A 20263-nucleotide genomic window follows, 5' to 3' on the forward strand; every position below is an offset into this window, starting at 1 on the left:
TTATTCAGTATCATAAGGGTATAGAGCAAAGCAAATGTTTCAATGTTTATATTATGCTACAATACAAACGTATAGAATGATTATAGGAGGACCAAATGACTAAATATACATTTAAACCTAAGAATTTTAAAGCATTCACTGTTGATGGTCTTGATGCAAGAATGGAAGCACTCAACGAACGCGTTAGACCACAATTAAATCATTTGGGTGACTACTTCGCACAATACTTGGAAACTGCTACTGGCGAAATTTTCTATCCACATGTTGCTAAACATGCACGTAGAAGTGTCAATCCACCCAAAGATACTTGGGTCGCTTTTGCAACAAATAATCGTGGTTATAAAATGCAACCACATTTTCAAATAGGCCTTTTTGAAAATCAATTGTTCGTTATGTATGGTGTGATGCATGAAGCCAAGGATAAAGCGCAACAAGTACAAGCTTTTGTAGATCAATTCGATGCATTGAGAAATTTACCCTCAGATTATAGCGTGAGTTTAGACCATATGAGTCAAGAAAAAACGTATATCCACAATATGACTGACGAAGATTTATTCAAAGCGTTTAGGCGCGTTAAAGAAGTGAAAAAAGGTGAATTTTTCGTTGCTCGTACTTTGTCACCAAATTCAGAACACCTTAAAAATGATAAAGCTTTCCTATCTTTCTTAGAAGAAACGTTTGAACAACTGTTAAAATTTTATAAATAAAAACAACTGACCTATACGATTCTAATGTCACCTTCATAAATGAGTTATATAACTCATTTATGAAGGTACGACAATGTATGAGGTCAGTTGTTTTTTTGCGTTATCACGCTATTTATTAACACAGATTTAAATCATGATATTTTGTATGTTGCCTAATGATACTTAATAAATATAAGGGTCATTATCTTTCTTCTGTTTCATTTCACGATCTGGATCCATGTCCTCAGTTCGATTGGCATTATGCGTATCATTAGCGTTATCGTTTGAAACAATACCTTTGTGATGGTCAAAGCGCTTATCCTTTTTGACGAATAACATGATACCAACAATAAACCACAAAATGAGCGCAACAAAATTCCCGGAAAATATACTAGTGATTGCTGCAATTATAAAAACACAAGCAGCCAACACACGATTTCCTTTGATAATAAAAGTTCCCAATATACCAAGTATCGTAGAAATAATTAATAAAACGCCTTGAAACATAATAGATGTTTTAAATGTTTCCATCGACATTTCTAGTCCTTGTTGCTGATTCATTTGATGAAATGCCTCTTTAAATTCTGGTACATTCATAAATGAAAAGACTAGAACCATTAATAATAGAAACAGTATACTAAGACCATTTGCAATCCACGCCATGATACGTTCAGGTTTCCTATTCATCGACTTCCTCCTTAGATTATACTTTCCTCTATCATATCAAAATTGCATTTAATTAAAAATCATCTCGTATAATGATCAAACTAATTAATCAATAGCCCCTATTCAAAATTTAATGTAGCCAAGAAATTTATTCTCTATGTATTTTTAGGTTGACCTAATAATTATTTTGGAGTAATCTATAAAATGTTAATAAATTAATATGGAGGTGGGGGTATTGAAAAATCATGTTCAAACCCATAATAAGAGTTTAGATGAAATTAATAATACGGTTTCCATCAATACTCATGGCAAATTTAGCCAAAAATTATTTTCATTTTTAGGGCCAGGTTTATTAGTCGCTGTTGGCTATATGGATCCAGGTAATTGGATTACTTCTATGCAAGGTGGCGCGCAGTTTGGATACATTTTGCTATTCGTGATTTTACTTTCTAGTCTGTCAGCAATGTTATTACAAAGTATGACAATAAGGTTAGGAATATCAACAGGTATGGACTTAGCTCAGGCTACTAAACACTATTTAAATAAACCCGTTGCATTTGTATTTTGGATCATTGCTGAGTTAGCAATTATCGCGACAGATATAGCAGAAGTTATAGGTAGTGCCATTGCCTTAGATTTATTATTTGGTATTCCGCTTCTTGTAGGCGCGTTAATCACAGTATTTGATGTTTTCTTATTACTATTTATTATGCGCTTTGGTTTTAGAAAAATCGAAGCAATTGTGGGAACACTTATATTCACAGTACTTGTTATTTTTGTTTTCGAGGTATTTATTGCATCACCTCACGTTACTGAAGTATTAAATGGTTTTGTTCCGAGTTCAACAATTATTACAGATAATGGTGCACTCTTTATTGCATTAGGTATTATCGGAGCGACAATTATGCCGCACAACTTATATTTACATTCATCAATCGTTCAATCACGTATGTATGATCGCAATAGCATACAATCAAAAGCACACGCAATCAAATATGCAACAATGGACTCAAATATACAATTATCAATTGCATTCATCGTGAATTGTTTATTACTAGTATTAGGGGCAGCGCTTTTCTTTGGTGTAAATACAGAGCAATTAGGTGGATTCTATGATTTATATAATGCATTACAGAATCAACCATTATTAGGCGCGTCGTTAGGTGCAATTATGAGTACTTTATTTGCAATCGCACTGCTTGCGTCAGGTCAAAATTCTACAATAACTGGAACAATGGCAGGTCAAATCGTCATGGAAGGTTTTATAAATTTAAAAATACCAAATTGGTTACGAAGATTGATTACACGTTTAATTGCGATATTACCTATCATTATCTGTTTAATCGTCTTTAATAGTAATGAAGCAAAAATGGAACAATTATTAGTATTTTCACAAGTATTTTTAAGTTTAGCTTTACCATTTTCACTCATTCCACTTCAATTATCAACGAATGACAAACGTTTAATGGGACAATTTAAAAATAAATTATGGGTAAATATCATATCATGGTGTTTAATCATTATACTTAGCATTCTAAATATTTACCTAATTATTCAAACATTCCAAGAGTTATAATATATAGCATTATTGTATATAACTAAAATGAATATTTTATGTAAAAGATAAACATAAAAAAGATGAGCGAGGTACACTTTATGTCCTCGCTCATCTTTTTTATTAAGCATCGTCTCTTATTACGATTTATCTTGTTGATCTTTTTCAGTTTCATGAGACGTCATCTTTTTGCGTTCTTCAAAATTTTGTCTGCGTTGACTAACTGCGCTCGGCTGTTGTTTGCGTCTTTCTTTTTCGCGTTTCTTACGTTCTTTCTTCTCTTGCTTAACACGCATTTTTTCTTCAGCTTTTTCTTGTTTTAATCGCGCCGCTTCTTCGGCCTCAGCTTGTTGTCGACGTTGTTGTTCTTCATACTCAGCTTGTTGACGACGTTGCTCCGCTTCATGTTCTTCTTGTCTACGTTGTGCTGCAGCTGCTTCATCTTCTTGGTTATGCTTAGATACGTATTCACCAGATTCATCATACACATCACTCACATTACCAAAATCATCTTCCACATTTTGCGCATCTGCTTGCGTCTCATTTTGTTTTTTCTGCTTATAGTTGTATTTTTCTTGTCTTGATAGAACTTGAGGTTCCTCTTCAGTCGCATCATTTTTACCATTTACTTTATTAGCAACTTCAGATGAATAGCCCCCTCTTCTTAACGAATCATCATTAGTAGGTTGTTCAACATCAGCAGTTTGTTGTTTCTCATAATATTGAGGTTGTGGTTCTGGTTCTGACGGTTGATCATAATCAGAATAATGACCTCTATAACCTTCAGTATAATATGCAGGTACTGTTTCTACTTTGTCTTTTCGAGCAAACATCATGATTGCAACGATTAAAAATAGAATTGGTATGATAAGTGGTACAAATAATAATACGAGCGGTAATGTTATAACCGTAGCCAATAAAAATAAGAACCCTGATAAGATTCTAATATTCATAGATATCAGTGCTAAGAATGATAACAGTAAACATACGATAAAGTATACAATGACTGCCCATACACCATTTTGTAGCCAAATAACAAATTGTGTCGTATTCAAACTATTATTTGCTAGAATTTGTTGAACAAAGTCATTACCATTTAGCGTTGTTTCTAAATTTTGTATTGATGTTTCACTACTAAAAGATACTAGTGCAATAAACATCGTAATTACGGTTAGTAGTAATAAGAATACCCAACTTAACCAACCTAATACTTTTTCTGCTAGTCGACTCACTGGTCGTCTAACTTGAGTATATTGCTCTCCTGACATATTTTTACAACTCCTTATATTGCTTGTCAAACTATTATAGCGAATTAATGGCAAAATAACTACTAACTACGCCTTATTTCAAGGAGATTTTAAAATTTAAAAATCGCTCATTATATTCGCTTAATGTTTCTTTACCTAAATCTTTATAAACTTCCAGTCTGTTTTGGTCTTGCTGTGTAGGATAAAAACGCTTATCATTTTTAACTTCATCTGGTAATTTCTCTCTTGCTGCTTTATTAGGTGTAGCATAACCAACCCATTCAGTATTTTGCTTGCTAATTTCTTCGTCTAATAGAAAGTTCATAAATTTATAGGCGCCCGCTTTATTTTGTGCTGTCTTAGGCATCACCATATTATCGAACCAAAGATTAGATCCTTCTTTCGGTACAACATAGTTAAATTCATCACTACCTTGTACCATAGGTGCTGCTACGCCACTCCATACAACCGCAACATTTGCTTCATGTTGCTCTAACATCATCGTTATTTCATCACCTACAACACCTTTAACATTGGGTCCTAGGTGTGATAATGTTTTTTCAGCTTCTGCTAAATGTTGTGAATTTGTATCATTTAAACTGTAGCCTAATTTATTCAAGGCTAAACCTATGGCTTCTCTAGCACCATCAACCAAGAGTACATCATTGTTATACTTTTTATCATATAGTTGCTTCCAAGAATCGAAATGATCATTCGGATAAGCTTTTTTATTATAAAGAATTCCTACTGTGCCAAAGAAATAAGGAACAGAGTATCGATTACCTTGATCAAATGACATATTCATATAATCTGAATCTAAATTCTTCATATTTGGTATTTTCTCATGATTTAGCGGCAATAACAAATTCTCTTTTTTTAATTTTTGAACAGTATATTCACTTGGAAAAGCAACATCATAATTTGTGCCACCATTCCGTATTTTTGCTTCCATTGCTTCATTAGAATCAAATGTTTCATAAACTACTTCAATACCCGTTTCTTTTTGGAATTTTTTTATCAAACTAGGATCGATATACTCTCCCCAGTTATAGACATATATTTTTTCACCACTCGCAGAATGGTCTTTAGATGTGAACTTTTGACTTATAAGTAAACAAATCACGCCAACAACAATTGAAATTATAATTAATTGTAAAAATCGTTTCATTGTTGCACACCTCTTTTGCTATGTTTTTTGTGTTTTAGCGTGTTCTGAATTAAATAATAAGCTAATATACCCAGCATGATAACTAAGAATAATATAGTAGAAATCGCATTAATTTCCATACTTATTCCTTTTCTTGCCATGGCGTATACTTCTACAGATAGTACACTAAAACCATTACCAGTAACAAAGAAACTTACTGTGAAGTCATCAAGTGAATAGGTAAGCGCCATAAAAAAACCACCAATAACTGCGGGCATTAAATGAGGTAACATGACTTTGTTTAATACTTGCAATTCAGTCGCTCCAAGATCACGTGCTGCATTTAATGTATGATCATTCATTTCATATAATTTAGGCAATACAATAATCACAACAATTGGTATACAAAATGCAATGTGAGAAATGAGCACCGTTAAAAATCCTAAACCTAAACCAGTAAAATGGCCAATGGCTGTAAACATAATCAAAAACGAAGCACCAATCACTACATCAGAAGATACCATTAATACATTATTGAGCGTCAACAATGAAACTTTTAATTTTTTATTTCGCAAATGGTATAAACCAATTGCTCCCATTGTACCGATCACAGTAGCAAAAGCCGCCGCTAACAAGGCAACAGCAATCGTATTAAATATAACTGACATTAGACGATCATTACTAAACAAGGATTGATAATGTTCCAAAGTGAAATGCTCAAAATGAATCATATTCCCAGCAGAATTAAATGAATATACCATTAAAAATAAAATTGGAATATACAATATTGCAATTAATATACCAAGGTATAATTTACCGTACCATTTCATATGACTCACCCTTTTCCATTTGTAGATTTAGTATTCGTAATGATTAACACTAACGCCATAAAGAGAATCAAACATAATGCTATAGTGGAACCCATGCCGTAGTTTTGAATCACTAGAAATTGTTCCTCTATCGCAGTTCCTATGTTAATCACTTTATTTCCAGCAATTAACCTTGTTATCATAAATAACGATAATGCTGGAATAAATGTCACTTGAACCCCTGTTAACACACCTTGTTTTGTAAGTGGTAAGATGATTTTTCGGAAAGTCGTAAACGGACTAGCACCTAAATCACTAGAGGCTTGTAAAATGTTATTAGGGATGTCTTTCATACTATTGAAAATGGGTAAAATCATAAATGGTATATAAATATAACTGGCAACAAGTATAAATGCAGGTACAGTAAATAATAAATCCATTTTAGGTAAATGTAATAAATTTAACATTTGATTGATAACACCATCATGACTCAATAACCCTATAAATGCATAGGTCTTTAGAAGTAAATTAATCCAAGTTGGAATAATGAGTATCATTAACCATAAATTTTGATATTTTGAATTTCGTATAAAATAAGCAGCTGGATAACTAATGAACAATGTAATGATAGTAATGACAGCTGCAAAAATAACTGAATCCCAAATCATGCTAAAGTATTTCCACGAAAACATTTGTTTATAATTTTCAAAACTGAAATGACCCTGAATATCAAATAGTGAAAAATAAACAAGTAATAACACAGGTACAATAATAAATAATATCATCCATAATACATATGGGATAAAGAGAAATCGATTCAGTTTACGCATTGTCTTGTTCCTCGTAACTTTCAATTCGTTTATCAAATTCTTCTTCTGTCTCACCAGGAACCATAATATGAATTGCTTCAGGATCGAAGTATAAACCTACTTTACTACCTACTTCTGCTTTTTTAGTTGAATGAATCATCCATTCATAGCCTTTTCTATCAATACAATTTATTTCATAATGCACGCCTCGAAATAACATAGAATCTACAGTAACTTCAAACAGTCCACTTTTTGCATCTATCAATGAAATATCTTCAGGACGAATCACAATTTCAACTTTCTTTTGCTCAGGTATACCCATATCTACACATTCAAAATCTTGCCCATAGATATTCACTAAGTAATCTTTAACCATCTTACCTTCTACGATATTTGATTCACCGATAAAATCAGCAACAAAACGATTGACTGGTTCATCATAAATATCAATTGGCGTACCAAATTGTTGGATTTTACCATCTTTCATCACAAATATATAATCACTAAGCGCTAATGCTTCTTCTTGATCATGTGTAACAAAAATAAATGTAATGCCTAATCGAGATTGTATTTCTCTAAGTTCATACTGCATTTCAGTTCTTAATTTTAAATCCAAAGCAGATAGAGATTCATCTAACAATAAAATTTCAGGCTCATTGACAATTGCTCTTGCTATTGCAATACGTTGTTTTTGTCCACCACTAATGCCCTCTATCGTTCTTGATTCATAACCTTCCAGTTTCACTAACTTCAATGCTTCATGTACTTTTCGTTTGATTTCTGATTTAGCTAATTTTTTTAATTTTAGCCCAAAAGCGATATTGTCATAGACATTTAAGTGAGGGAATAACGCATAATCTTGGAACACAGTATTAACTTTTCTTTTATTCGCTGATAAATGATTAATTGATTTACCTTGATAAATAATGTCACCATTATCAGCTTCTTCAAAACCTGCAATTAATTTTAATATCGTTGTCTTACCACAACCTGATGGCCCTAGTAATGTATAAAAATATCCTGATTCAATATCTATATCTATTTTGTCTAATATCTGCATATCATCATACTGCTTACTTACAGATTTAAATGATAATAATGGTTCCATACGCGTGTCCTCCTATAGATATGAAGCTGTAACAACAATCATTACTTGTACTTCATCCGCTGTTTGATTTTCTAGTCTATGTATTTGGTTCGCTTTAAAATAAAGCGCGTCACCAGTTGTTGCATAATAATTTTGATTACCCAACATGAGTACTACTTCACCTTTTAAGCAATATATGAAGGTATCAGATTCAGATGGTCCAAAATTTTTATATGATGCATTCGCTCTTAAAGTTAATATCAATGGTTCCATATCAAATTCGTTTGATTGGCTGACTGGCCAGTTCAAAATATAACCTTTATCATATTCATCGTATGTGATTTGTGTTGCTTTTTTATATAATACTTTTTCAGATTTAGGTTCTTTGAAAAAATCACTCGGACTTGTGCCAAGTACTTCTAATATATTCAAAAATGTTTCCATACTTGGTGATGCATATTGACTTTCAATTTGTGAAATATAACCTTTTGAAAGATCTGTTCTTTCTGCCAATTCTTCTTGCGTTAACTTTTTTATATTTCTTAAATTTTTAATTTTCTTTCCAATTTCCATATTGTCACCTTTTCGTAATTTTCAAAATTGAATCTAATGCTATTATGTAAAATTAAAAAATCGTTATATGCTGTTTATATTTATCAAACATTTTGTTTAATGCTTAATAAAAATATCAAAATATAACGATGAAGACAATACTTATTTACTTTTTGCTGAAAATAATTTTTGATCTGGTGATGATTGAACTGCTTTCACTGCATGATAACTGCTATAGCCACTACTATTTTCAAATTCTTTAAAAATTTGTTTTTCCTCGGCTTTACCTGGAACGATTTTTTTAAATTGTTTGTAGCGATCTAACAATTTTTCTCCTTCTACACTTGATTCATAATAGGATTCTACTGCATTAAAGAAAGAAACAACTTGCATCATTTCATCATTTGACCAATCTAAATCAATGGGATATTGGTACTCCATAGATTTTAACACCCTTTCATTCAAATTATGATAAACCTCAATTTATGTTTGCTATGCTTTATGTATAAATAAAATGGAACAGTAAAAGATTTTACTTAATAAACCTGTAATCATACTATTCTATTATTTTATTAACTACTCGATATTGCTATCTATATCTATAAAAGCAAATGAGACTGAGACATTCATCGATGTCCCAGTCCCAATTAAATTTATATGAAATTACTTATAATTACATAGTGTGGATAGGTAATCCTAATGCTTTTTCAGCAGCTTCCATAGACATTTCACCTAATGTTGGGTGAGCATGAATAGTTAATGCTAAATCTTCAGCATTCATACCTGATTCAATTGCTAAACCTAATTCAGAAATAATATCAGAAGCCCCAGTACCTACTACTTGAGCACCTACTAATGTATTATCTTCTTTAAGTGTTAACAATTTAACAAATCCAGTTGTATCATCTAATGATAACGCACGACCATTAGCTGCATAAGGGAATTTAGAAGCAGTAACTGCTAAACCTTCTTCTTTAGCTTGAGCTTCTGTATAACCAACTGTCGCTAATTCTGGTTCAGTGAAACATACAGCAGGCATACCAATGTAGTCTACTTCTGATGCTTCTCCAGCAATAACTTCTGCAGCTACTTTAGCTTCATAACTTGCTTTATGTGCAAGTGGTAAACCTGGTACGATATCGCCAATTGCAAAGATGTTTTCAACTGATGTACGGCTTTGTTTATCTACTTCTAATAAACCGCGATCTGCGAATTTAAGACCTAATTCTTCTAAGCCTAATTCGTCAGTGTTTGGACGACGTCCAACAGTAACTAATACGTAATCAGCGTCGATTGTTTGTTCTTCACCTTTTACTTCATAAGTCACTTTAACACCATTGTCTGTTTCTTCAGCTGATTTCGCCATTGCTTCAGTAACAATTTCAACGCCTTTTTCTTTCATACCTTTTTTAACAGGTTGCGTCATTTGTTTTTCGAAACCGCCTAAGATATCTTTAGCACCTTCTAAAATAGTTACTTCAGAACCAAAGTTAGCAAATGCAGTACCTAATTCAGAACCAATATAACCGCCACCAACGACAACTAATTTACCAGGTACATCTTGTAAATTTAAAGCGCCAGTTGAATCAATTACACGGTCACCAAACTTGAAGTTAGGGATTTCAATTGGTCTAGAACCAGTTGCAATAATCGCGTGTTTGAAGTTGTAAGTTTGAGCACTTTTCTCGTCCATAACACGTAGGCTATTATTATCAACAAAGTAAGCTTCGCCTTTTACGATTTCAACTTTATTACCTTTTAATAGTCCTTCAACACCACCAGTTAATTTTTTAACAACTGATTGTTTGAATTCTTGAACTTTATCAAATTTAAGTGAAACACTTTCAGCAATAACACCTAAATTTTCAGAGTTTTTAGTTTCATCATAACGATGCGAAGCGTGTAATAACGCTTTTGAAGGAATACATCCTACATTAAGACATACGCCACCAAGTTCGCCTTTTTCTACGATTGTTACTTTTTGACCTAACTGTGCTGCACGTATTGCTGCAACATAGCCCCCAGGTCCTGCTCCGATTACAATAGTATCTGTTTCAATTGGGAAATCTCCAACTACCATGTTTTACCCCTCCATTAATAATAATTCTGGATTATTTAATAAACGTTTAATATGATTCATAGCGTTTTGACCAGTTGCACCATCAATTTGTCTATGGTCAAAGCTTAGTGATAATGATAATACTGGTGCCGCAACAATTTCTCCATCTTTTACGATAGGTTTTTGCGCAATACGACCAATACCTAAGATAGCAACTTCTGGGTGATTGATAACTGGTGTGAACCATTGTCCACCTGCTGAACCGATGTTACTAATTGTACAAGTAGCACCTTTCATTTCATCAGCTGATAATTTACCATCACGTGCTTTGACAGCAAGTTCATTAATTTCGTCTGAAATTGCAAACATAGATTTGCGATCAGCATTTTTAACTACTGGTACGAGTAAACCTCTGTCAGTGTCAGCTGCAATACCGATATTCCAGTAATGTTTATGCACGATTTCACCAGCTTCTTCATTAAATGAAGTATTAAGTGCTGGGTATTTTTTAAGTGCAGACACAAGTGCTTTGACAACGTAAGGTAAGAAAGTTAATTTAGTACCTTGTTCAGCTGCAACTTCTTTGAATTTTTTACGGTGATCCCATAATTCTTGCACATCAATTTCATCCATCAATGTTACGTGAGGTGCAGTATGTTTTGAGTTAACCATTGCTTTAGCAATTGCTTTACGCATTGCAGGTATTTTTTCAGTAGTTTCTGGGTATTCCCCTTCTGTAGAAACTGCTGCTGATTGTGCAGAACTTGTAGTTTCTTCGCTAGTTGCTACTGCACTTTCATTTGAAGCTGTTGCTTGTCCACCATTTAAGTAAGCATCAACGTCTTCTTTAGTCGTACGTCCGTTTTTACCTGAACCTGAAACAGCTTTAATGTTAACACCATTTTCACGTGCGTATTTACGAACTGACGGCATTGCTTTAACACGTTTACTTTCATCTACTTCTTCATCATTTGAAGATTGAGCAGGTGCTGATGCTTCTTCTTTAGTGCTTTCTTCAACAGGAGCTTCTGTTGACTCGCTTGAAGCCTCGTCACTTTCGCTACCTTTAAATTGCATGTCTTCTGCATCAGGTGCATCAATTTTAACAATTGTATCACCAACAACTGCTACAGTACCTTCATCTACTAATACTTCTTCGATAGTACCTGAAACAGGTGATGGAATTTCAACAACTGATTTGTCGTTTTGAACTTCAGCTAATACATCATCTTCTTCAATTGTATCTCCAGCTTTAACAAACCACTTTACAATTTCACCTTCGTGGATACCTTCACCAATGTCGGGTAATTTAAATTCAAATGCCACGTTATTATCCTCCTAAAATTTCATATTAAGTCAAAAATTAGAAATTGAGAATGCGCTAAACAACTCAAATCTCATGCTTATATATAAACCTGAATGAAGTAGGTATATCGACTTATCGTATACGCTACTTCTTATCAGTGATTATTAAAATTCTAATGTTGCTTTTGCTTTTTCAACAATATCGTTTTTGTTTGGTAACCAAACATTTTCAGCTTGCGTAAACGGATAAACCGTGTCTGCTGCTGCAACACGAGCGATTGGAGCATCTAATGAAAGAATTGCACGTTCTGCTAATTCAGAAGCAACTGCTGCACCAACACCAGCTTGACGTTGCGCTTCTTGAACTACTACAGCACGTCCAGTTTTTTCAACTGAAGCAACAAGTGTTTCAATGTCGATTGGTTGTACAGTACGTAAGTCAATGACTTCTACTGAATAACCTTCTTTTTCTAATTCTTCTGCTGCTTTTAATGATTCTTGTACCATCGCACCATAAGCAATTAGTGTAATATCATTACCTTCTTGTTTAACGTTCGCTTTACCAATTTCGATTGTATACTCTTCTTCAGGTACTTCGTCACGGAATGAACGATATAATTTCATATGCTCTAAGTAAACAACTGGGTCGTTACTTCTGATTGCAGAAATTAATAAACCTTTAGCATCGTAAGGATTAGAAGGAATTACAACACTTAGACCAGGTGATTGCGCTAAGATACCTTCTAAGTTATCAGCGTGTAATTCAGGTGTATGTACACCGCCACCAAATGGAGCACGAATTGTTACTGGTGCTTGTTTAGAGTTACCAGAACGGAAACGCGTACGCGCTAATTGTCCTGCTACAGAGTCGAATACTTCAAATACGAATCCTAAGAATTGTATTTCCATAACTGGACGGTATCCTTGAGTAGTTAAACCTAAAGCTAAACCACCAATACCAGATTCCGCTAAAGGTGTATCGAATACACGATCTTCACCGAATTCTTTTTGTAAACCTTCAGTTACACGGAAAACACCACCGTTAACACCGACGTCTTCACCGAAAAGTAAAACATTTTCATCGTTTTGTAATTCGGTTTTAAGCGCGTTGTTAATCGCTTGTACCATTGTCATTTGTGCCATCGGTTACTTCGACTCCTTCTCTTTATAAATTTCATATTGCTCTGCTAAATTTTGAGGCATTTCTTCGTACATATTTTCCATCAAGTCAATAACAGTTTGTTTTTCTGTATTATCTGCTTCTTTGATAGCAGCTTTAATATCAGTTTTCGCACGTTCGATTACTTCGTTTTCTTTTTCTTCAGTCCATAGACCTTTAGCTTCAAGGAATTTTCTATAACGAACTAATGGATCCTTTTTCTCCCATTCAGAATCTTCATCTGAAGTTCTGTATTTAGTTGGATCGTCACCAGCCATAGTATGAGGACCATAACGGTAAGTAATTGTTTCAATTAATGTTGGACCATCACCATTAACAGCACGGTCACGCGCTTCTTTTGTCGCTTGGTATACAGCTAATGCATCCATACCATCAACTTGTAAACCTGGGATACCACAAGCAATTGCTTTTTGAGCTAAAGTAGTTGCCGCTGTTTGTTTACTACGAGGTGTAGAGATAGCATAGTTGTTATTTTGGATTACAAAAATTGCAGGTGCTTTATAAGCAGAAGCAAAGTTAATACCTTCGTAGAAATCACCTTGTGAAGAACCACCATCACCAGTATAAGTAATTGCTACAGCTTGCTTACCACGTTTTTTAATACCTAATGCTACACCAGCAGTTTGTACATACTGTGCACCAATAATAATTTGTGGGCTTAACGCATTAACGCCTTCAGGCATTCTGTTACCTTTAAAGTGACCTCTTGAGAATAAGAAAGCTTCAGTTAAAGGTAATCCTTGCCAGATTAATTGTGGTACATCACGGTAACCTGGTAAAATAAAATCTTCTTGTTCTAAAGCGTATTGAGAAGCTAATTGTGAAGCTTCTTGTCCTGCTGTTGGAGCGTAGAAACCTAATCTACCTTGTCTATTTAATGAAATAGAACGTTGATCAAGGATACGTGTCCAAACCATTCTCTCCATTAATTCAACTAACTGCTCGTCTGACAAATCTGGTAATAAATCTTCGTTAACGACGTTACCATCTTCATCCAAAATTTGAATCATTTCAAATTGAGATTGAGTATCATTCAATACTTTCTCTGCATCGAATTGGGCTTTTAATTTCGGAGCCATTCAATTCACCAAACCTTTCCCGTATAATAGAAATTCATTTTATTCTTAAACATTGTACCACAAAACTTTTATGCAGTTAAACAATTTGAAAAAGTTCTGTAGTAATTAAAACAGGTACAGTTTCGCAACTGTACTAATGAAATTATTACAACTGTATTACCAGTCCTTGTATGTCTATCGTTGAGCATTTCCATTTGAATGTAAGCGCAACCAATACTTATACTATATCTTCCATATTATAATTTCAAATGACTCGCTTTTTTGAATTAAGCTAGGCTATCTACATCTTCTTTTTCTTTATTCACTTTATTCATTGTATCTGAATACTTTTTGAAGGCTTTATTCATATCTTTATATGATTTTGATACTGCCTCAGATTTTTTATCAATTTGAGATTGTTCTACTTGATCGTCAGCAGTATATTCAAACATATCTTTTTCTTTATTCATGATATTCTTATAGGCTTTTGCATATTCATCATGTGCCTTATATTTTTCTTTAAGTGCATCATTTAGTTGTTTAACTTCTTTTTTCTTCGCTTTGTCGCTAATATTATCTAAATGTTTTTCCGCTTTTTTGAATTTTTCTTCAGAATTATTTATGGCTTTTTCTTCTTTTCCGAATTCTTTTTCTCTTTGTTCTACATTATCTACAACTTTTTTAGAAGTTTCTTGTACTTCTTGTTGGTCTTTACCGTTGATTTTTTTCACTAATTTTTGTTTGTCTTGTTCTAAACTATTTAATTTCTTCCCTACAGATGATACAGGCTTTTCTTCATCAAAAGCTTTTTGAACTTGTTCGTTGTAATCTTTGATTTCACCTTTATCTGTTGTACAACCTGCAACTAATACTGTAGAAGCAATGACTGCACTGATGCCATATTTTAATTTCATTTTGAAAAATCCTCCTTTATGTGCTTGTAATGTTATATAATATTTTATAATAAATCAAATCTAACTACTGTATTTTATCTATGAAACTTTGGTATATTTTATATTAAGGAAGGTGTATGAACAAATGTTAACTATGAAAGATATTATCCGTGATGGACATCCTACTCTTCGTGAAAAAGCAAAAGATGTTACTTTACCGCTTTCTGAAGAAGATCGTAATACGTTATTGGCTATGCGTGAATTTTTAATTAATAGTCAAGATGATGAAATTGCTACTAAATATGGTTTGCGCTCAGGCGTGGGTCTTGCCGCGCCACAAATTAATATTTCAAAAAAAATGATTGCCGTTTATCTCCCTGATGACGGAAATGGCAAGTCATATGATTTGATGTTAGTTAATCCAAAAATCATGAGCCACAGTATTCAAGAAGCGTATCTTCCTACAGGTGAAGGTTGCCTAAGCGTAGATGAAAACATTCCAGGATTAGTTCATCGTAAAAATAGAATTACTGTTAAAGCTACAGATATCGATGGAAAAGAAGTTAAATTGCGCTTGAAAGGTTACCCTGCTGTTGTGGTTCAACATGAAATTGACCATATCAACGGCATCATGTTCTATGATCATATAGATCCAAATAATCCACTTCAGCCACATAATGATGCTGTAGAAGTTTAATCTATTTGATTAAAACATATTATAAACAAGAGTTTGGTTCATAAATAACCATGCTCAAACTAAAAGAGCTAATCCGCAGTCGGATTAGCTCTTTTTATTTTTAAACTTTTTAACTTTGGCAATGTATACTTAACATCGTATTTAACTTGGTTATCAAACATTTTACAAATAAATTATTAACAATATCATATTCTTTCATTGTTATATCTATGAATTACATGAAATCATCTCTTCGCTCATGAAATGGAATATCTAGCTCTTTAAACTCAGCCTTTAATTCAGTTAATTGCTGAATATCAATAAACTCTGGATCGTGGTTATGTTTAACATAATTTTGATCCTCATTCACTGTATCAATAATTTCATTATAATTAAAAAACATGATAACTTGCTCAGCACGTACTTCAAAAGTGATATCCTTAAATATTTTATCCGTACGCACTTTTTCCTTTTTTACATCTTCTACTATTCTCTTTACATTGTTCAAATGGTCCACCTCAAATATTTACTTATGTATCATACTTAATATATTGTACTTAACTTTCCCTTTAAGATACTTCTTTATCTTAATTAATTTTTATATACTACTCAAGTTTTTATGTTGTTTTTTCAAAATTTTCTGTATTTAATTTCAGTAATTTTTAATATGTAATTTAAATAAGAAGTAACTTGTACTATTAAATAGTTTTCTCTTGTGATAAAACTGCTTTATTTATTCCACTACATCATGTAAAATGAGAAATAACTGAAAACATACAAATTAAAGTATTTGTGTTTTTCTATTCGAACGAACTGAAGATCACCCTAAAAACTTACCAGACAATACTAGTACGTTCTAATTATAGATGGTAGTAATAACACTATTTATGAAAAACAGAGCTCGTTTTATAAAAGTAGTCTCATCTTTTTCATATATACAAAGTGCTAGGGTATTACAATAAAAATAATTATAAAATCAACACATGATTTTTAGGAGGAAATATATAAAATGGCAGTATTTAAAGTATTTTATCAACATAATAAAGAAGAAGTAATCGTACGTGAACACACACAAACTATTTATGTTGAAGCACAAACTGAAGAACAAGTTAGAAGATATTTGAAGGATCGTAATTTTAATATTGAATTTATTGCTAAATTAGAGGGCGCACATTTAGAATATGAAAAACAATCTGATCACTTCAACGTGGAGCAAGCTGAATAATGAAACAAATCCACAAAAATGAAGTTGCGGTATACGCACTTGGTGGTTTAGGTGAAATCGGTAAAAATACCTACGCTGTTGAGTATCAGGATGAAATCGTTATTATTGATGCAGGTATTAAATTCCCTGACGATAATTTATTAGGTATCGATTATGTTATTCCTGATATCACATACCTAGAACAAAACCAAGATAAAATTGTAGGTCTGTTTATTACTCACGGACATGAAGACCATATAGGTGGTGTGCCCTACCTATTAAAGCAAATTAATGTACCTATATATGGCGGTCCATTAGCTTTAGGTTTGATTAGAAACAAATTAGAAGAACATCATTTATTAAGAACTACAGAATTAATTGAAATTGATGAAAGTAGCGTTATTAAATCGAAGCATTTTGAAGTATCTTTCTATCTAACAACACACAGTATTCCAGAAGCCTATGGTGTTATCGTAAATACACCAGAAGGTAATATTGTGCATACTGGAGATTTCAAATTTGACTTCACACCAGTTGGAGAACCAGCAAACATTGCAAAAATGGCAAAGCTTGGTGAAGAAGGCGTACTTTGTTTACTTTCAGATTCAACAAATTCACTCGTTCCAGATTTCACTTTAAGTGAACGTGAAGTTGGACAAAATGTTGAAAAAATCTTCCGCAATTGCAGTGGACGTATTATTTTCGCGACATTTGCTTCAAACATTTACAGAGTTCAACAAGCTGTTGAAGCTGCAATTAAACATAATCGTAAAATCGTTACATTCGGTCGTTCAATGGAAAACAATATTAAAATTGGTATGGAATTAGGTTACATCAAAGCACCACCAGAAACATTTGTGGAACCTAACAAAATAAACACTGTTCCAAAACATGAATTATTAATTTTATGTACTGGTTCACAAGGTGAGCCAATGGCAGCTTTATCAAGAATTGCCAATGGTACACATAAACAAATCAAAATTATTCCAGAAGACACTGTCGTGTTTAGCTCTTCACCTATTCCAGGAAATACAAAGAGCATTAATCGTACGATTAATTCCCTTTACCGTGCAGGTGCCGAGGTTATTCATAATAAAGTATCTAACATTCATACTTCTGGTCATGGTTCTAAAGGCGATCAACAATTAATGCTTCGCCTACTACGTCCTAAATTTTTCTTACCAATTCATGGTGAGTATCGTATGCTAAAAGCACACGGTCAATCAGGTATCGAATGTGGTGTTGATCCTGACAATGTCTTTATCTTTGATATTGGTGATGTTTTAGCATTAACACATGATTCAGCTAGAAAAGCCGGCAGAATTCCTTCTGGCAATGTTTTAGTTGATGGTAGTGGTATTGGTGATATTGGTAACGTCGTTATTCGTGATAGAAAGCTTTTATCTGAAGAAGGTTTAGTCATAGTAGTAGTAAGTATTGACTTTAAAACGAATAAACTTCTTTCAGGACCAGATATTATTTCACGAGGTTTCGTATATATGCGTGAATCTGGTCAATTGATTTATGATGCACAACGTAGAATCAAAACGGATGTAATTGGTAAGTTGAATCAGAATCAAGATATTCAATGGCACCAAATCAAATCTTCAATTATCGAAACATTACAACCCTATTTATTCGAAAAAACTGCACGTAAACCAATGATATTACCAGTTATCATGAAAGTGAATGAAGATAATAATCAAACATCCACTAAAAAACCAAGTAACAAAAATACGAAACCGAAGAAAAACAACACAAAATCACCATCAAAAAATCAACAAAATGTAGAAAAATCAAGTAATAAAAATGGCTCAAATAAAGCCAATCAATCCGTTGAAAAACCAAAACAATCGAATCAAAACCAAAATTCAGAATCTTAAAAAAGTACAGGAATGGACTTAAATCTTCATTCTCACAGTAAGCGGCCTAATCCTCATTAAGGATTAGGCCGCTTTATATTTACTCATTTTATTATTCAACACATCTGTAAAAAACAAGCATTAATACAACTTAAAATATATGAACAGCATTTATGCTATGTTATATTAACTGTGATGTGACATTAATTTAAAGAGAAGTATTTGATTTACACAGATAAGTTATATATTTATCATATTAATTACTTGGGCAATTTTAACATCTATTGTCATACCATATGTAATTAAAAACAGTAATTTATCAGTTGTTATTTCTTCTCTACTACCTTTAATAATCATAATTATATAAAATTGAGTAAATGAATCACTTTATGTATATAGGAGGATTATCATGTCGAAAACTTTGAGTCTGAATTTAGTCATCTTAATTATGCTCATCATTCTAATACTAGCGATGATTACTAATTTATTTGGTGCATTTTCTATATATTTAATAATAGTTCTTCCAATACTGATGTTAATCATTGGGTTATATGTTTTAATTACTAATGTAAAAAAGTACAATAGTAACAATAACTTTAACAACAAATTGTGATTAACAAAATAAGATAGTATCTCGCTAATTTACCACCTTTCATAAATGCAAAAAACGTCAATTTCTATACTATCTCAATAGAAATTGACGTTTATTTTTAATCAAAAATATTAATATTGCTGCCTCATTTTTAAATAAGTTATCTTACTACTTTTTTCTCAAAACGATTTAAATCATTATCGTGTCCAATCATGATTAAAATATCTCCTATTTCAATACTAATATTAGGATCTGGAGATACTAAAATGTCTCTACCTCTTTTAATCGCTATGATACTTATTCCATATTGCGCACGAATATCTAATTGAATTATAGTTTGACCAGCCATTTTTTCACTAGCTTTAATTTCTACTATAGAATGCTCATCTGCAAGTTCTAAATAATCAAGAACACTGGCACTTGCTACATTATGTGCGATTCTTCTCCCCATGTCTCTTTCTGGGTGTACTACCGTGTCAGCACCAATTTTATTTAAAATTTTAGCGTGATAATCATTTTGAGCTTTTGCTGTAACTTTTTTCACACCTAATTCTTTTAAGATTAATGTTGTTAAGGTACTCGATTGAATATTTTCACCAATTGCAACGATCACATGATCAAAATTTCTCATGCCCAGACTCTTCATAACTGCCTCGTCTGTAGTGTCAGCAACTACAGCATGTGTTGCAATATCACTATATTCATTCACACGTGCTTCATTCATATCAATTGCCATTACATCCATATCAAGCGCATTTAATTCTCTTACAATACTACCGCCAAATCGGCCTAAACCAATTACAACATACTCTTTATCCATGTGTGTCCTCCAATTTAAAAATCGTGGCATGACCATTCTAAACAACACCACATAAG

Annotated in this window: 20 protein-coding genes; 5 read left to right on the forward strand and 15 right to left on the reverse strand. The window is 32.8% G+C overall.

Translation table 11 applies throughout. The features are described from left to right. Positions 1–95: 95 nt before the first annotated feature. Positions 96–707, forward strand: coding sequence for a YktB family protein (locus tag SSP_RS08470; RefSeq protein WP_011303407.1), 612 nt, complete (start codon positions 96–98; stop codon positions 705–707). A 162-nt stretch (positions 708–869) separates the two neighbouring features. Here the strand turns inward: SSP_RS08470 and SSP_RS08475 are convergent, their stop codons facing one another. Next, the gene (locus tag SSP_RS08475) at positions 870–1373 is read right to left on the reverse strand and encodes a DUF4064 domain-containing protein (protein ID WP_002483665.1); all 504 of its coding nucleotides are present in this window, start codon (positions 1371–1373) and stop codon (positions 870–872) included. A 199-nt stretch (positions 1374–1572) separates the two neighbouring features. On the opposite strand from SSP_RS08475, the gene SSP_RS08480 reads away from it, so the two are divergent. After that, complete coding sequence (locus SSP_RS08480; protein WP_046199698.1) at positions 1573–2928, forward strand: Nramp family divalent metal transporter; 1356 nt, start codon at positions 1573–1575, stop codon at positions 2926–2928. A gap of 119 nt (positions 2929–3047) precedes the next feature. Here SSP_RS08480 and auxB read toward each other — a convergent pair whose 3' ends face one another. The 12 genes from auxB to SSP_RS08540 form a co-directional block, all read right to left on the reverse strand. Then, positions 3048–4175 (reverse strand): lipoteichoic acid stability factor AuxB, encoded by a 1128-nt coding sequence (auxB, locus tag SSP_RS08485; RefSeq protein ID WP_011303409.1) that lies wholly within the window; start codon positions 4173–4175, stop codon positions 3048–3050. 73 nt (positions 4176–4248) lie between these two features. Then, positions 4249–5322, reverse strand: a complete 1074-nt coding sequence (locus tag SSP_RS08490; protein ID WP_011303410.1) for an ABC transporter substrate-binding protein — start codon at positions 5320–5322, stop codon at positions 4249–4251. After that, on the reverse strand, positions 5319–6131 hold the full coding sequence (locus tag SSP_RS08495; RefSeq protein WP_011303411.1) for an ABC transporter permease: 813 nt from the start codon (positions 6129–6131) through the stop codon (positions 5319–5321). The genes SSP_RS08490 and SSP_RS08495 overlap by 4 nt, the downstream gene beginning before the upstream one ends. 5 nt (positions 6132–6136) lie before the next feature. After that, entirely contained in the window at positions 6137–6940 is an 804-nt protein-coding gene (locus SSP_RS08500; protein ID WP_011303412.1) for an ABC transporter permease, read from the reverse strand. Beyond that, positions 6933–8027, reverse strand: coding sequence for an ABC transporter ATP-binding protein (locus tag SSP_RS08505; RefSeq protein WP_011303413.1), 1095 nt, complete (start codon positions 8025–8027; stop codon positions 6933–6935). The genes SSP_RS08500 and SSP_RS08505 overlap by 8 nt, the downstream gene beginning before the upstream one ends. 12 nt (positions 8028–8039) lie before the next feature. Next, positions 8040–8579 (reverse strand): helix-turn-helix domain-containing protein, encoded by a 540-nt coding sequence (locus SSP_RS08510; protein WP_011303414.1) that lies wholly within the window; start codon positions 8577–8579, stop codon positions 8040–8042. Positions 8580–8720: 141 nt separating this feature from the next. Then, positions 8721–8999, reverse strand: coding sequence for a UPF0223 family protein (locus SSP_RS08515; RefSeq protein WP_002483673.1), 279 nt, complete (start codon positions 8997–8999; stop codon positions 8721–8723). Positions 9000–9231: 232 nt separating this feature from the next. Beyond that, positions 9232–10638 (reverse strand): dihydrolipoyl dehydrogenase, encoded by a 1407-nt coding sequence (gene lpdA, locus SSP_RS08520; RefSeq protein WP_002483674.1) that lies wholly within the window; start codon positions 10636–10638, stop codon positions 9232–9234. A 3-nt stretch (positions 10639–10641) separates the two neighbouring features. Further along, positions 10642–11943: a dihydrolipoamide acetyltransferase family protein gene (locus SSP_RS08525; protein WP_011303415.1), complete on the reverse strand. Its 1302-nt coding sequence runs from the start codon at positions 11941–11943 to the stop codon at positions 10642–10644. 144 nt (positions 11944–12087) lie between these two features. After that, entirely contained in the window at positions 12088–13065 is a 978-nt protein-coding gene (locus SSP_RS08530) for an alpha-ketoacid dehydrogenase subunit beta (RefSeq protein WP_002483676.1), read from the reverse strand. 3 nt (positions 13066–13068) lie between these two features. Continuing rightward, entirely contained in the window at positions 13069–14181 is a 1113-nt protein-coding gene (gene pdhA / locus SSP_RS08535) for a pyruvate dehydrogenase (acetyl-transferring) E1 component subunit alpha (RefSeq protein ID WP_002483677.1), read from the reverse strand. A 266-nt stretch (positions 14182–14447) separates the two neighbouring features. Continuing rightward, entirely contained in the window at positions 14448–15074 is a 627-nt protein-coding gene (locus SSP_RS08540; RefSeq protein ID WP_011303416.1) for a YkyA family protein, read from the reverse strand. Positions 15075–15198: 124 nt separating this feature from the next. On the opposite strand from SSP_RS08540, the gene def reads away from it, so the two are divergent. After that, a complete protein-coding gene (gene def / locus SSP_RS08545) occupies positions 15199–15750 on the forward strand; it encodes a peptide deformylase (RefSeq protein WP_011303417.1) in 552 nt (183 codons plus the stop codon). 214 nt (positions 15751–15964) lie between these two features. On the opposite strand, the gene SSP_RS08550 is transcribed toward def, so the two are convergent. Continuing rightward, positions 15965–16237, reverse strand: a complete 273-nt coding sequence (locus SSP_RS08550) for a hypothetical protein (RefSeq protein WP_011303418.1) — start codon at positions 16235–16237, stop codon at positions 15965–15967. Positions 16238–16738: 501 nt separating this feature from the next. On the opposite strand from SSP_RS08550, the gene SSP_RS08555 reads away from it, so the two are divergent. Further along, positions 16739–16954: a DNA-dependent RNA polymerase subunit epsilon gene (locus SSP_RS08555; protein WP_011303419.1), complete on the forward strand. Its 216-nt coding sequence runs from the start codon at positions 16739–16741 to the stop codon at positions 16952–16954. Then, complete coding sequence (rnjA, locus tag SSP_RS08560; RefSeq protein WP_011303420.1) at positions 16954–18816, forward strand: ribonuclease J1; 1863 nt, start codon at positions 16954–16956, stop codon at positions 18814–18816. Before SSP_RS08555 ends, rnjA begins: the two co-directional genes overlap by 1 nt. A gap of 731 nt (positions 18817–19547) precedes the next feature. Here rnjA and SSP_RS08570 read toward each other — a convergent pair. Further along, the gene (locus SSP_RS08570; RefSeq protein WP_011303422.1) at positions 19548–20207 is read right to left on the reverse strand and encodes a potassium channel family protein; all 660 of its coding nucleotides are present in this window, start codon (positions 20205–20207) and stop codon (positions 19548–19550) included. Positions 20208–20263: the final 56 nt, after the last annotated feature.

It is taken from the genome of Staphylococcus saprophyticus subsp. saprophyticus ATCC 15305 = NCTC 7292 (assembly GCF_000010125.1).
Classification (GTDB): Bacteria; Bacillota; Bacilli; order Staphylococcales; family Staphylococcaceae; genus Staphylococcus; species Staphylococcus saprophyticus.

What these genes read in the sequence shown, in the direction of transcription:
- SSP_RS08470 (WP_011303407.1), top strand. Translation starts at nt 96, where the DNA reads ATGACTAAATATACATTTAAACCTAAGAATTTTAAAGCATTCACTGTT.
- SSP_RS08495 (WP_011303411.1), bottom strand. Translation starts at nt 6,131, where the DNA reads ATGAAATGGTACGGTAAATTATACCTTGGTATATTAATTGCAATATTG.
- SSP_RS08540 (WP_011303416.1), bottom strand. Translation starts at nt 15,074, where the DNA reads ATGAAATTAAAATATGGCATCAGTGCAGTCATTGCTTCTACAGTATTA.
- SSP_RS08490 (WP_011303410.1), bottom strand. Translation starts at nt 5,322, where the DNA reads ATGAAACGATTTTTACAATTAATTATAATTTCAATTGTTGTTGGCGTG.
- SSP_RS08515 (WP_002483673.1), bottom strand. Translation starts at nt 8,999, where the DNA reads ATGGAGTACCAATATCCCATTGATTTAGATTGGTCAAATGATGAAATG.
- SSP_RS08500 (WP_011303412.1), bottom strand. Translation starts at nt 6,940, where the DNA reads ATGCGTAAACTGAATCGATTTCTCTTTATCCCATATGTATTATGGATG.
- SSP_RS08530 (WP_002483676.1), bottom strand. Translation starts at nt 13,065, where the DNA reads ATGGCACAAATGACAATGGTACAAGCGATTAACAACGCGCTTAAAACC.
- auxB (WP_011303409.1), bottom strand. Translation starts at nt 4,175, where the DNA reads ATGTCAGGAGAGCAATATACTCAAGTTAGACGACCAGTGAGTCGACTA.
- SSP_RS08555 (WP_011303419.1), top strand. Translation starts at nt 16,739, where the DNA reads ATGGCAGTATTTAAAGTATTTTATCAACATAATAAAGAAGAAGTAATC.
- pdhA (WP_002483677.1), bottom strand. Translation starts at nt 14,181, where the DNA reads ATGGCTCCGAAATTAAAAGCCCAATTCGATGCAGAGAAAGTATTGAAT.
- SSP_RS08505 (WP_011303413.1), bottom strand. Translation starts at nt 8,027, where the DNA reads ATGGAACCATTATTATCATTTAAATCTGTAAGTAAGCAGTATGATGAT.
- lpdA (WP_002483674.1), bottom strand. Translation starts at nt 10,638, where the DNA reads ATGGTAGTTGGAGATTTCCCAATTGAAACAGATACTATTGTAATCGGA.
- SSP_RS08480 (WP_046199698.1), top strand. Translation starts at nt 1,573, where the DNA reads ATGGAGGTGGGGGTATTGAAAAATCATGTTCAAACCCATAATAAGAGT.
- def (WP_011303417.1), top strand. Translation starts at nt 15,199, where the DNA reads ATGTTAACTATGAAAGATATTATCCGTGATGGACATCCTACTCTTCGT.
- SSP_RS08475 (WP_002483665.1), bottom strand. Translation starts at nt 1,373, where the DNA reads ATGAATAGGAAACCTGAACGTATCATGGCGTGGATTGCAAATGGTCTT.
- rnjA (WP_011303420.1), top strand. Translation starts at nt 16,954, where the DNA reads ATGAAACAAATCCACAAAAATGAAGTTGCGGTATACGCACTTGGTGGT.
- SSP_RS08570 (WP_011303422.1), bottom strand. Translation starts at nt 20,207, where the DNA reads ATGGATAAAGAGTATGTTGTAATTGGTTTAGGCCGATTTGGCGGTAGT.
- SSP_RS08510 (WP_011303414.1), bottom strand. Translation starts at nt 8,579, where the DNA reads ATGGAAATTGGAAAGAAAATTAAAAATTTAAGAAATATAAAAAAGTTA.